Below are 12,179 nucleotides of genomic sequence, written 5' to 3'. Positions count from 1 at the left end.
CCATGAACGACGAAACTGTCCATCCCTTGACGCAGAACGTACTCAAGACCTTTGCCGGCTGTACCGATCTCCGTCTGAAGCAGATCATGACCGCGCTGGTGAAACATCTCCATGCCTTTGCCAGCGAGGTCGATCTGACCGGTGACGAATGGCGCCGCGGCATCGAATTCCTGACCGCGACCGGCAACAAGTGCAGCGGCATCCGCCAGGAGTTCATTCTGCTGTCGGACACGCTGGGCCTGTCGATCATGGTCGATGCGATCAACCACGGGCGCGGCGGCGATACCACCGAGAGCACCCTGCTTGGCCCGTTCTATCGCGAAGGCGCAAAGGATGAAGATTTCGGCGCCAACATCGCGCGCACCGAAGGCGAGCCGGCGCTGATTCATGGCCGCCTCGTCGATGATCGTGGCGCGCCGGTGGCCGGCGCGCTGATCGAGGTGTGGGAGACGGCGAATAACGGCATGTACGAAGGTCAGGACCCCGATCAGCCCGAGAGCAATCTGCGCGGCAAATTCCGTTCGGGGCCGAACGGCGAATACGCGTTCAGAACCATCAAGCCCACCAGCTATCCGATTCCGACCGACGGCCCGGTCGGACAGATGCTGATGGCGACCGGACGTCATCCGATGCGGCCCGCTCACGTTCACTTCCTGATCGAGGCCCCTGGCTACGAGACACTCACGACCGCGCTGTATTCCGCCGGTGACCCATATGTCGAATCTGACGCGGTGTTCGGCGCGAAGCCGTCGCTCGTCATCGACTACGTGGTGAACGACAGCGCGGCTGCTGCGAGGCAGTGGGATTTGCCGAGCCCGTTCTTCGAAGTCCAGCGCGACTTCGTGCTGAGTCAACGACACGCGTGAGGAGGCCACGTGATGAACGCGGCGAGTCCCGAACCTCAAGCGGGCTTTCTGTGCACGCTCGACGATATTCCCGATGGCGGCGCGCTGGAAATTGCCGCTGAGCAAACCGGCGCACCAGGCATCGTCGTGTTGCGCCGGGGCGACGACGCCTGGGCCTATCGCAACCTGTGCCCGCACTTTTCGATTCCGCTGAACTACGAGCCGAACACGTTCTGGGCCTACGACGCGGAACTGCTGATGTGCGCGCATCACAGCGCGATGTTCCGTTTCGACGACGGCTTGTGCATCGACGGTCCGTGTCAGGGGGCGGCGCTCACGCGCGTTCCCATTCGAATTGAGCAGCGAAATATATTCAACAACGACTGAAGGAGACTGGCATGAAGAAGACTAAGTCGAAGCGCTTTTCGATAGCAGGCTGCACGGTCGCGTTGATGGCGCCGGGCTTCGCAAGCGCGCAAAGCAGCGTGACACTGCAAGGCGTGATCGATGCGGGCGTGACGTACGTGAACAACCAGCATGGGGGCGCGGCGACGTTGTTCGACAGCGGCGTGCTATCGCCGGATCTGCTGACCTTCAAAGGCAGCGAAGACCTGGGCGGTGGCAACAAGGCGATCTTCGAACTCACGTCGCAGTTCGATCTGGGCAGCGGCGCGACCACTCCCGGCGCGGGGCAGCTTTTCAACCGCACTGCCCTGGTCGGACTTACCAACGATCGCTTCGGTTCACTGACGTTCGGCAACCAGTACGACTTCATGTTCGAGACGCTGACGCTCGGGCTGTATGACGGCGCGTTCCTGTTCGGCGGGATCTACGATTTTCGTCAGGGGCCGTTTACCGCGCTGGGCGTGCCGAACAATCCGACCGGCTCGTTCGATTTCGACCGGATGGCGGGCGCGACGCGGGTGGCGAACTCGGTCAAGTATCGCAGCCCAGATATCTCGGGTTTCACTTTCGGCGCACTCTATGGGTTTGGCGGAGTGCCCGGTTCGTTTTCCGAAGACTCGACCATGAGCTTCGGTGCGAACTATGCGAACGGTCCGCTGGGCGTGGGTGCGGCGTACGTCGAAGTGAAATATCCGCAACTGGGCAACGGTCACGACGGCATCCGTAACTTCGGCGCGGGTGCGCACTATAACTTCGGCAGCGTGCTGGCGATGCTGCTCTACACGAACACGAAAAATACCGCGAGTGGCGCGACGATCAATGTCTACAAGGGCGGCGCGGCGTGGACGATCTCCGGGGCCTGGACCCTCGGTCTTGACTATACGTACATGAAAGGCAACGACGTGCTGCTGGACAACAAAGCGCAGCAAATCACCACGGCGCTGCAATACAACTTCTCGAAGCGCACCACCGGTTACGTTGAAGCGATTTATCAGCGTGCGGGCGGCGACGCGTCAGTGACGCAAGCGTGGATCAACGGCTTGTTGCAACCGGACGGCGCGGCGAGCAACCGGTCGCAGACGCTTGCACGCATCGGTTTGCGCACTAGCTTCTGAGGCCGGTCAAGCGAGTGACGGCGGAGTCAGAACAACTGCTTCTGCCCCGACGTCAAGGTCGTAAAGTCATCGTGCAATAGGGGTAGGATCGCGTCGGCGACCGGTTGCAACTGCCGTGTCAGATAGTGTTCGTAGTCGATCGCCGAGCGCAAGGTTTCGAGCGGTTCCGGTCCGGCGGTCGTCATCACGTAGCTGATCCAGCCGCCGTTCTGGTACTGCAACGGCCGTCCCTGTTGCCGATTGAAGTCGTCGGCCACACGTGCCGCGCGCACGTGCGGCGGCACGTTGCGCTCGTATTCGCTAAGCGGCCTGCGCAGCCGCTTGCGGTACACGAGCTGATCGTCCAGTTTCCCGTCAAGCGTATCGCGCACGTAGTCGCGCACATAATCCTGATACGGCTGTTGCTTGAAGATTCGCCGGTAGAGCTCCTGCTGAAACTGCTGGGCGAGCGGCGTCCAGTCGGTCCGCACCGTTTCGAGCCCCTTGTAGACGATGTCCTCGCTGCCGTCCGGCAGAACGGTCAAGCCTGCGTAGCGTTTCTTGCTGCCTTCCTCGGCGCCGCGAATCGTCGGCATGAAAAAGCGCGCGTAATGCCGCTCGAATTGCAGTTCGAGCGCACTGTCGAGCCCGAAACGCGCCTGCAGATTCTGCTTCCACCACGCGTTGATATGCTCGACGAGCGCGCGCCCAATGCGGCTCGCCGCTTCCTCGCTATGCGCGTGCTTCAGCCACACGAAAGTCGAATCCGTGTCGCCGTAAATGACCTCGTAACCTTGCGTCTGGATCAGCTCACGCGTGGCGTGCATGATTTCATGGCCACGCATGGTGATCGACGACGCGAGACGCGGGTCGAAGAACCGGCAAACTGTGGATCCGAGCACACCGTAAAAGGCGTTCATGATGATCTTCAACGCCTGCGAAAGCGGCTTGTTGTGCTCGCGTTTGGCTGTTTCGCGCGCTTGCCACACCTGGCCGACGATCGACGGCAAGCAATGGCGGCTGCGCGAGAAGCGTGCGCCGAGAAAGCCCGGCACCGATTGATCGTCGCCGGGATTCCGCATGCCTTCCACAAGACCCACCGGGTCGATCAGAAACGTGCGGATGATCGACGGGTACAGGCTCTTGTAGTCGAGCACCAGGACGGAATCGTAGAGCCCGGGCCGTGAGTCCATTACGAAACCCCCGGGGCTCGCGGCACCGGCTACGTCACCGAGATTCGGTGCGACGTAGCCTTGCCGATGCATCCGCGGCATATACAAGTGCGTGAACGCCGCGACCGATCCGCCGCTGCGATCCGCAGGCAGACCGGTGACCGTCGCGCGCTCCAACAGAAAATGCAGCAACTCGGTCTTCGCAAAGATGCGTGTGACCAGCTCGCAATCCTTCAGGTTGTAGTGCGCCAGTGCGGGCTTGTCCTCATCGAAGCGGCGCTGGATTTCATCCATGCGCTGGTACGGATTGTCAATCGACTTGCCAACGCCTAACACCGAGCGCGAGACATATTCGAGGCTGAACGAGGGGAAACTCCACGTTGCGGAGCGCAACGCTTCGATACCGTCGATGATCAGTCTTCCCGTGGCGCCCGCGAAGAAATGGTTCTGTTTGTGGCCGTGCTCACGCCATTCCATCACCGCGCCGCCGCGGCCCAGCCGCAGCGGCACGCGATATCGTTCGGCGTGCTGCTGCAGCACACGCAGATCGAACTGCACGAGGTTCCAGCCGATGATCGCGTCGGGGTCGTGCCGCTCCAGCCACATGTTCAGTTTTTCGAGCAACTGGGCGCGGGTTTCGCAGTATTCGAGGTCGAAGTCCACACCGCTGGGCTCGCCGTTCGGCGGCCCCAGCATATAGACCTGACGCTGCCCGCAACCTTCGAGCGCGATGGAATAGAGCTCCGCATGCGCGCTGGTTTCGATATCGAGCGACACCAGCTTTAACTGCGGACGGTAATTCGTAGCCGGCTTCAATTCGCCGTTCAGAAGCGGGCCGCCATGCTGTGCGGCGCCGCCGAACCACACCGGCGCGGTGATGAAGCGCTCCATCATGTAGCGCTCAGGCGGGAAAATGTCGGCCTCGTAGACATCGACGCCGCCTTGCTTCAGACGTTTCTCGAATCCGGTCAACTGCCGGTACTGCTGGCAGTAAAGCCCCATCACCGGCCGATGGTGGAAGTCGCACAGGTCGAGCGGACGCAGATCGAGCGGCGCTTCACGGCGCAGGATCGTTTCGGCGCGCTCGCGGTGTTCAGCCGGAATGAACGCCACCGAAGGCTGAGGGCGCAGGCGGATGTGACGGGGCCCGCCGTCTGTTGCCAGCCAGAAATCCACTTCCGTGCCGGCGGGCGTATCCCGCCAATGTCGGGTCAAAATGAAACCCTGTTCAAGCTCAGTCAAACTTCCACCTCTAAACGGGCGTCATCGCCTGGCTTGATTTTACCGTTATGCGCTTTGGGCCGCGCTCTTCACCTTTCTCCGCGGCAGCGATGCGTGTTGGGTTCGTTCGTATGGCCGGGCTGGATGCAGCCGCGCCGCGTAGTCTGTATGATCGTTTTGCAGCGATTCCTTCGGCGCAGACCCCGCGCCGGTCAAGTCTACTAAGAACGGAGTGAAGGATATGACGTTGAGCAAACTTGTTGTTGTGGTCGCGGTAGGTGCAACCAGTTTTGGTGCGCAGGCGCAAGTCGCCGGTACGCAACCCCTGAGCGTCACCGTCGAGCAGTCGAACGCGCTGTTGAGCGGCTGGAGTGTGAAGAAGAGCATTCTCGGCAAGGCTGTGTACAACGACCAGAACGAGAAAATCGGTTCGATTCGCGATCTGGTGGTCGCGCCCGACGGCTCGCTGTCCGCTGCCATCGTCGCTGCCGGCGGATTCCTGGGCGTGGCGTCGCATGACGTAGCGGTGCCTGTCGCTGCGCTCGATATCCGTTCGGGGAATTTCTATCTGGCCGGTGCGACCAAAGATGCCTTGAAGGCGACGCCCGAGTTTCAGTACAACAAGGTTCAGACGCCGCCGAAGCCTAAAAAGCTGACTGGCCAGTAATGCGCGGAGCCGGCGGAGTCTCGGACTCTGCCGGCTGGATCACGCTTCCAGCGCGAGCGTGGCGAACGTGCCCAGCCAGTGTTCGCCCATATAGTCACCGGCCACGTGTGGCAGGGCGCTCTGGAGATGACGCTCGGCCGACTCGCACAATAGGGTCCGGCACACGTCGCCGGCGGGCAGCGCGCGCGCCAGCGACCGCTGGCACCATGCGCGGCTCAGATTCAGGCCATCCAGGTGGGCGATCTTGCCGTCGGTGCGATCGGTCACGGTAACGGGTTCGAACAGCGTGGCGGGCTTCTTCGCGCCGAGATCCGGCAGAAAGCGCCTGAACCATTCAACGAATTGCGCGGGCGGCAACACGCGCCGCATCAACTCCGCTTCCATCAGTGAAGGCGACAAAAACTCGTCGCCGGCGGGCTCCCATGCCTGGCAAGCGACGTCGTTCAAAAACCAGCGCTCGGCCGTTCTCACCAGCAGCGCCTCAAGCGATTCACGCGAAGTTTGCCGCGCGAAATCGAGCGTGAGCGCAAGCGCGAATGCCATGTTGAAGTGCGTACCGACGCGCAACGGGTAGGTCGCTTTCGGCAAAAATTCCTCGAAGCGGTCGACAAAGGTCTCGGTAAGCGGCGTAAAAACCTTGGACCAGCGCGCGGCTTCCGAAAGCTTCAGCGAATGGAGTTGCGCGCTCAGCGCGAGCAGCCATGCCCATCCATACGGGCGCTCGAAACCGCGATTGTGCGGCAGGTCGAGATACGCAAGCTCACCGGCCACATTCGCCTCGGTGAAGTGCTCGTCGACCACCGCGACGATGCGCGCGGCTTCCGGTAGATCCGGAAAGCGGTCGAGCAGATGCAGGATCAGCCAGTAGCCATGCACGCATGAATGCCAGTCGTAGCTGCCGTAAAAGATTGGATGCAAGGCGCGCGGGCCTTGCACGTCTTGCGGACCGGCGAGCGAGTGGGTCAGCTTGTTCGGATACTCGCGCGTGAGGTGGGCGAGGGCGAGATTGGCGAATCTGGACGCGAATTCGGGCGTGAGTTGGGCAGTCATCGGCGACTCCTCAGAAGCGGAATACGAACAGGTACAACAGTATGGTATTGACGACCAATAATAGTAAAGCGGTCGGCCACTGCGCCTTGATCACGCCGTTCTGGTCTTTCAGCTCCAGCAGCGCGGCCGGCACGATATTGAAGTTGGCGGCCATTGGGGTCATCAATGTGCCGCAGAAGCCGCACAGCATGCCGATCGCGCCGAGAATGGCCGGGTTGCCGTGGAATTGATGGACGATCAATGGCAGACCAATGCCAGCGGTCATCACCGGAAAAGCGGCGAACGCGTTACCCATGATCATCGTGAAGATCGCCATGCCGAATGTATAAGCCGCGACCACCGCGAAAGCGGAGTCGACTGGAATCCAGGTTTTCACGAGATCCGACACCACATGGCCCACGCCGGCGATCGCAAACAGCGCGCCGAGAGCGGCCAGCATCTGCGGCAGAATGGCTGCCCATCCCACGGTATCCATGGTGTGCCGCGCGTCTTTCAATGCGTGCACCGGCGAGTCGCGCAACATGAACAGCGCCGCGCCGAACGCGACTAGCGTGCCTAGCACCAGCGAAATCAGCGTGACGTTCTTCGGTTCAACGAACGGTACGTATTTCAGCGTCAAGGTGCCGAGCAAGGTGATGACCGGAATCAGCAGCGCCGGTATGAAAAGCTTGCTGCCGAAGCGCCGTGCGTTTGCTTCGCGGCGCGCGGCGGCCGTTTCACTGTTGCTGTCTGTTTTGCCTTTGCCGAGCTTGCCGGAACCGGCGATCAAGGCGAGCGCGATGGCGAGGCACCCGGTCACGAAATGCGGCAATTCTCCGCCGAACATGAAGGTGATCGCATAAATGCCCCAGAACAGAAAGTTGACGAGGCGGCGCGGATTTGAGCGGTCTTGCAGATTGAAGAGCGCGAAAGCGGCAAACATCAAACCGGCCAGCACGTAGAGAGATTCGAGCTTGATCATCATCGTGCGATACCTCGTTCCTGTCCCCGTGCCATTCCCAGCGTATTCATCTTGTGCGACAGATTGCGATCGAGCAGCATCAGGCGCACGACGTGAATCAGGAGTGCGGCGATCGCGGTGGGAATTGCCCACACCGACACGTGCAAGGGCTCGACCATGATGCCGTTCTGTTCAAGGAAGCCTTTGATCAGCAGGATCGACTGGATCGCAATGAAAATGTCTTCGCCGAAGAACACGGCAATGTTGTCGACCGCCGACGCATTCGCACGAATCTGTTGGCGCACCTCGTCGGGTAACTCGCCGTAGCGGTTCGCGGCGGCCGCCTCGGCCATCGGCGCGATTAGCGGGCGCACCATCTGCGCATGACCGCCGAGCGACGTGAGCCCAAGTGCGGCGGTGATCTGGCGAATCACGAAATACAGCATGAGCACGCGGCCCGTGGTGGCAGCGTGCAAACGCGAAATCAGGTGCTTGGCCTGTTCTTTCAGGCCGTTGCGTTCGAGCAGCGCGATCACAGGCAGCGTGAGCCAGATCAGGCCCATGTAGCGGTTATCGGCGAATGCCTTGCCAAATGCGCTGACGATCTCCACGGGTTGCAGGCCACCGGCGATGCCCGTGGCGATCCCCGCGATTGTCACTACCAGTAGCGCGTTGAAGCGCAATGCGAAGCCGACTACGACGATCGGCACGCCAATTAATACCCACATGTTGTTCTCCTGTGTCGCTGCTATGTCGTTGTTTTTACTGCTGCGCGCGTTGCTTGGGATGCCCGGTGACAGCCGGTTGCACTCGGGCAGTGGCAGGTTGCGCCAGGTTGCAACGGGTCGCGAGCGACGAAATCTAACACGATAATTTATTGATAAATAGTCGGCAAAATGAACTTTTGGGGTAAACGCCAGGATGGCGAATGGTCACGTCGGGGAGCGGGCGCGCCGAGGGGAGGTGGGAACGTCAGATCGCGCAGCTATTGCTGACGGGGGTTCGCGCCAAACTATTTAGAAAGTGAATGTAGGCCATTCCAACATTTAATTTGTGGATACTGCGGCTGTTCGATATGGTGCAAGGATCCATCCCACATAGGACCATGCAGCGCGCCGAACGCAACCCGATCAGGGCGCGTTGGATGAGTCCTGACTCGCAGAGGCAGCACCATGTTCGACCGCGTATTCGTCAATGCCGTAGACGCCGACGGCAGCCCGCTCAACCTCGCCGTCCATGAGGGGCGCTTTGTCGGCATCGGTCCGGAATGCCCCGAGATCGGCGGCGCGGAGGTCGTCGATCTGGCCGGGCACCTGGTGTTGCCCGGGTTCGTCGATGGACATATTCACCTCGATAAAAGCTTCGTTGGCGATGGCTGGCGTCCTCATCGTCATGTCGCGAGCCTGCGTGAGCGTCTCGCTATCGAAAAGCAGGAACTGGCCAGCGCCGCGCCTATCGTCGAGCGCGCCGATGCGCTGATCCGCCAGGCCGCGTCGTTCGGCACCATTGCGATGCGCAGCCATGTCGATGTCGACGCGACGACGGGTCTGACGAACCTGCATGCCGTCATGGAGGCACGCGAGAAATGGCGCGGCGTCGTGGATATCGAACTCGTCGCGTTTCCGCAGGCGGGCGTCGTGTCATGTCCCGGCACGGCGGAGATTCTGGATGCCGCAGCCCGTGAAGGCGCGCAGGTGGTGGGCGGTATCGACCCGACAACGCTGGATGGCGACGCTGAAGGTCAGCTCGACATTGTCTTTGGCATTGCTGAAAAGCGCGGCGTGAAAATCGATATTCACCTCCATGAGGCGGGACAGCAAGGTATTGATCAACTGCACCGTATTGCCGCGCGCACCAGGGCATCGGGGTTGAACGGCCGGGTATCGGTGAGCCACGCCTACGGGCTTGGCGACGTCGCGCCCGAGGTGGTCGATCGGGTAGCCGTCGCGCTTGCGGAAGCCGGCGTATCGATCATGACGAATGCGCCGGGCGAGCGCGCGTTTCCACCGATCCTGCAACTGCGCGCAGCAGGGGTGCGCGTGTTCACCGGCAACGACAACATTCAGGACGCGTGGTGGCCGTATGGCAACGGCGACATGTTGCAAAGAGCCATGCTGGTTGGTTACCGCTCCGGTTTCTATACCGATGAAGAACTGCGCGTTGCGCTGCACATGGCCACGGATGCGGGCGCCGCGGTGCTGGAGAAAAGCGGCTACGGACTCAAGGTCGGCAATGAGGCGAGCTTCGTCGTCGTGAAGGCGCCGAACGCCGCTGCTGCCGTTGCTGCCGTACCGGCCGACCGGGCCATTGTCCGAAGCGGGCAATTCTGGGGCGATGCGTCCCGCTTGCAGTTCAAGGTCACGATGCCCAGGCAAGGCATCGTCGGCTGAAACCACCGGCCGGCAGGAAGCCGATACATGGCGTGCCGCCGTCGGAACATCAACGTGAATGATCAAGGAGAGTGTCGAATGTCACGGACCCCTTACTATGCCCCTCACGGCGGCCATCCCGCCCAGACCGAACTGCTGACAGACCGCGCCATGTTTACCGAAGCGTATGCGGTCATTCCCAAAGGCGTGATGCGGGATATCGTCACCAGCCATCTGCCGTTCTGGGAAAAGACCCGACTGTGGGTACTGGCGCGCCCGCTATCCGGATTTGCCGAGACGTTTGCGCAGTACATCGTGGAAGTCGGTGCCGGCGGCGGCAGCGAGCGTCCCGAACAGGACGAGAAGGCCGAAGGCGTGCTCTTTGTCGTCGAGGGCGAAATCGAAGTCACGCTGCACGGCGCCGTGCATGTTCTCAAGCCCGGTGGCTACGCGTTTATTCCGCCCGGCACGGACTGGTCGTTGCGCAATCGAAGCGGCGACACGGCCCGTTTCCACTGAATTCGCAAGCACTATGAGCGCGTTGATGGCGTGCCGCTGCCCGAGGCCTTCGTGACGAACGAGCAGGACATCGAGCCGATCCCGATGCCCGGCACCGACGGCCGCTGGGTGACGACGCGCTTCGTCGACATGAACGACATGCGCCACGACATGCACGTCAACATCGTCACGTTCCAGCCTGGCGGCGTGATTCCGTTCGCCGAGACCCACGTGATGGAACACGGCCTGTATGTGCTCGAAGGTAAAGCGGTTTATCGCTTGAACCAGGACTGGGTCGAAGTCGAGGCGGGTGACTTCATGTGGTTGCGTGCCTTCTGCCCGCAAGCCTGCTACGCCGGCGGACCAGACCGTTTCCGCTACCTCCTGTACAAGGACGTCAACCGGCATATGAAGTTGACGCTCAACGCACCACGATAAAACCGTTCCGGCCTCAATAATGGCTACGCTGCCACAGCGTTGGCGGCGTTTCCAGCAGATGACGCAGACCCGCGCGGTCGAACGCGCGATCCGCGGCCGCCGACACGCGCTCGAGTATGTCCCCTTCGTCCACCGATAGCACCCGGTAGTTCTCCATCAGGATTTTGCCGCCGACCATCGTCATGCACACGTCGCCGGCATTCGCGAAGCAGGTGACGCGATGGACGGGCATATTCATCGGCATGAGGTGCGGCTTGTAAAGGTCGACCAGTATGATGTCGGCCTGCTTGCCCACTTCGAGCGAACCGAGTTGGTCGTCGAGCGACAACGCTTTGGCGGCGTCGATGGTGACCATTTCGAGCACCTTGCCGTGAGGCAGAACATCCGGGTCACGAAAATGACGGCGGTGGTAATGCATGCATTGCCACATGTGGCGGAACATGTCGTAGCCCCGGTCGGGCGCCGCGCCGTCCGAGCCGATCGCCACCGTCACGCCGGCGTCGATGAGTTCCGGAACAGGGCAACGTCCGATGATCGACATGATCGCGCTTGGGTTGTGCACGATCGAGGCGCCGGTCTCGACGCACGCCGCGATGTCCGCGGCGGTGAGATCGATGGCGTGCGACATGAACGATTTCGCGTTCAACAGTCCCAGCTCGCGATGCGCGAAATCCAGCGAGCCGGCGCGATGGCCATCCTGCGTCAGGCTTAGACCGCGTTCGCGGGCCAACGCCGTGTAGCGCCCGGCCTGAAGCCGGAAGACCTGTTCGTGCGCCGCGTGCTCGGGATAGTGCTGCGGTGCATAGACGGGCAGCGTCAGTGCAATCTGGATGCGGCCGTTGGCGTCACCATGGCAGGTGTCGATGATCTCTTTGCAAACCTCGACCATCTGCGCGAAATCGACCTCGCGCATCACGCTGCCGTTCGCGCCGTGCCGGGTATAGGCGCGCGGTTCGGGTGGGCGCGACGGGCCGACCGCGACGATCGAGCGGGTGCCCGTTCTGACCACCGCGTCGCAGTGACGCCGCGCATACACGGGGTCGTCGACGCGCATGATCGAGTCCCCGCCGCCGAGCAGCGATACGCCCGTCGTCACGCCCGCCTTGAGGCGCTCCAGTGCCGCAAGATGCGATTCCATTTCCCAGAACATTTCGTCCGATGCGCGCGTATAGATCGCCTCGCACGCCGCCGACCACGCATCGCCGTTCGCGCCGCCGATCGTCCTGAGCATCGCGTGCCCGGCGTGGGCATGTGCGTCGATGAGGCCTGGCAGCACCGCCTTGCGGCGTGCGTCGATCACGCGGTCTGCCTGGAATTGCTGCGCGAGCGCGCGGGTCTCGCCGACGGCGACGATGCGATCGCCCTTGACGGCCACTGCGCCATCTTCGATGACGCGGCGCGCGGGATCGATTGTGATGACGCAGCCGTGCTCGATCAGGACGTCGACCTGTTGCTTATCGTTCATATGCAAATTTTTCTT

At 61.7% G+C, this 12,179-nt stretch carries 10 protein-coding genes and 1 pseudogene; 6 read left to right on the top strand and 5 right to left on the bottom strand.

Annotated features, from left to right (window positions below):
• The first annotated feature begins 2 nt into the window (after nucleotides 1-2).
• From GNZ12_RS04505 to GNZ12_RS04495, 3 genes are read left to right on the top strand one after another with little or no spacing between them, the layout of a single operon-like run.
• Complete coding sequence (locus tag GNZ12_RS04505; protein WP_235993600.1) at nucleotides 3-866, top strand: intradiol ring-cleavage dioxygenase; 864 nt, start codon at nucleotides 3-5, stop codon at nucleotides 864-866.
• 12 nt (nucleotides 867-878) lie between these two features.
• A complete protein-coding gene (locus GNZ12_RS04500) occupies nucleotides 879-1,232 on the top strand; it encodes a Rieske (2Fe-2S) protein (protein ID WP_172309216.1) in 354 nt (117 codons plus the stop codon).
• Between the two features lie 11 nt (nucleotides 1,233-1,243).
• Complete coding sequence (locus tag GNZ12_RS04495) at nucleotides 1,244-2,365, top strand: porin (protein WP_172309215.1); 1,122 nt, start codon at nucleotides 1,244-1,246, stop codon at nucleotides 2,363-2,365.
• Between the two features lie 26 nt (nucleotides 2,366-2,391).
• Here the strand turns inward: GNZ12_RS04495 and GNZ12_RS04490 are convergent, their stop codons facing one another.
• Nucleotides 2,392-4,758 (bottom strand): DNA polymerase II, encoded by a 2,367-nt coding sequence (locus GNZ12_RS04490; RefSeq protein ID WP_172309214.1) that lies wholly within the window; start codon nucleotides 4,756-4,758, stop codon nucleotides 2,392-2,394.
• Nucleotides 4,759-4,978: 220 nt separating this feature from the next.
• On the opposite strand from GNZ12_RS04490, the gene GNZ12_RS04485 reads away from it, so the two are divergent.
• The gene (locus GNZ12_RS04485) at nucleotides 4,979-5,404 is read left to right on the top strand and encodes a PRC-barrel domain-containing protein (RefSeq protein ID WP_172309213.1); all 426 of its coding nucleotides are present in this window, start codon (nucleotides 4,979-4,981) and stop codon (nucleotides 5,402-5,404) included.
• A gap of 39 nt (nucleotides 5,405-5,443) precedes the next feature.
• Here the strand turns inward: GNZ12_RS04485 and GNZ12_RS04480 are convergent, their stop codons facing one another.
• From GNZ12_RS04480 to GNZ12_RS04470, 3 genes are read right to left on the bottom strand one after another with little or no spacing between them, the layout of a single operon-like run.
• Nucleotides 5,444-6,454, bottom strand: coding sequence for a DUF2891 domain-containing protein (locus GNZ12_RS04480; RefSeq protein ID WP_172309212.1), 1,011 nt, complete (start codon nucleotides 6,452-6,454; stop codon nucleotides 5,444-5,446).
• 10 nt (nucleotides 6,455-6,464) lie between these two features.
• A complete protein-coding gene (locus GNZ12_RS04475; RefSeq protein ID WP_172309334.1) occupies nucleotides 6,465-7,415 on the bottom strand; it encodes a DUF979 domain-containing protein in 951 nt (316 codons plus the stop codon).
• Nucleotides 7,415-8,122, bottom strand: coding sequence for a DUF969 domain-containing protein (locus GNZ12_RS04470; RefSeq protein ID WP_172309211.1), 708 nt, complete (start codon nucleotides 8,120-8,122; stop codon nucleotides 7,415-7,417). Before GNZ12_RS04470 ends, GNZ12_RS04475 begins: the two co-directional genes overlap by 1 nt.
• Before the next feature lie 444 nt (nucleotides 8,123-8,566).
• On the opposite strand from GNZ12_RS04470, the gene GNZ12_RS04465 reads away from it, so the two are divergent.
• Nucleotides 8,567-9,784, top strand: a complete 1,218-nt coding sequence (locus tag GNZ12_RS04465; protein WP_172309210.1) for an amidohydrolase family protein — start codon at nucleotides 8,567-8,569, stop codon at nucleotides 9,782-9,784.
• 78 nt (nucleotides 9,785-9,862) lie between these two features.
• A pseudogene (locus GNZ12_RS04460) lies at nucleotides 9,863-10,699 on the top strand (bifunctional allantoicase/(S)-ureidoglycine aminohydrolase).
• Between the two features lie 13 nt (nucleotides 10,700-10,712).
• Here GNZ12_RS04460 and GNZ12_RS04455 read toward each other — a convergent pair.
• Entirely contained in the window at nucleotides 10,713-12,164 is a 1,452-nt protein-coding gene (locus GNZ12_RS04455; protein WP_172309209.1) for an amidohydrolase family protein, read from the bottom strand.
• Nucleotides 12,165-12,179: the final 15 nt, after the last annotated feature.

This window comes from Paraburkholderia solitsugae (assembly GCF_013177695.1).
Classification (GTDB): Bacteria; Pseudomonadota; Gammaproteobacteria; order Burkholderiales; family Burkholderiaceae; genus Paraburkholderia; species Paraburkholderia solitsugae.
Note: the sequence above shows the minus strand (reverse complement) of the source record. Positions and strands in the feature narration are given on the sequence as shown.

Coding starts and splice junctions, on each gene's coding strand:
- GNZ12_RS04505 (WP_235993600.1), top strand. CDS start 3: ATGAACGACGAAACTGTCCATCCCTTGACGCAGAACGTACTCAAGACC.
- GNZ12_RS04500 (WP_172309216.1), top strand. CDS start 879: ATGAACGCGGCGAGTCCCGAACCTCAAGCGGGCTTTCTGTGCACGCTC.
- GNZ12_RS04495 (WP_172309215.1), top strand. CDS start 1,244: ATGAAGAAGACTAAGTCGAAGCGCTTTTCGATAGCAGGCTGCACGGTC.
- GNZ12_RS04485 (WP_172309213.1), top strand. CDS start 4,979: ATGACGTTGAGCAAACTTGTTGTTGTGGTCGCGGTAGGTGCAACCAGT.
- GNZ12_RS04480 (WP_172309212.1), bottom strand. CDS start 6,454: ATGACTGCCCAACTCACGCCCGAATTCGCGTCCAGATTCGCCAATCTC.
- GNZ12_RS04475 (WP_172309334.1), bottom strand. CDS start 7,415: ATGATCAAGCTCGAATCTCTCTACGTGCTGGCCGGTTTGATGTTTGCC.
- GNZ12_RS04470 (WP_172309211.1), bottom strand. CDS start 8,122: ATGTGGGTATTAATTGGCGTGCCGATCGTCGTAGTCGGCTTCGCATTG.
- GNZ12_RS04465 (WP_172309210.1), top strand. CDS start 8,567: ATGTTCGACCGCGTATTCGTCAATGCCGTAGACGCCGACGGCAGCCCG.
- GNZ12_RS04455 (WP_172309209.1), bottom strand. CDS start 12,164: ATGAACGATAAGCAACAGGTCGACGTCCTGATCGAGCACGGCTGCGTC.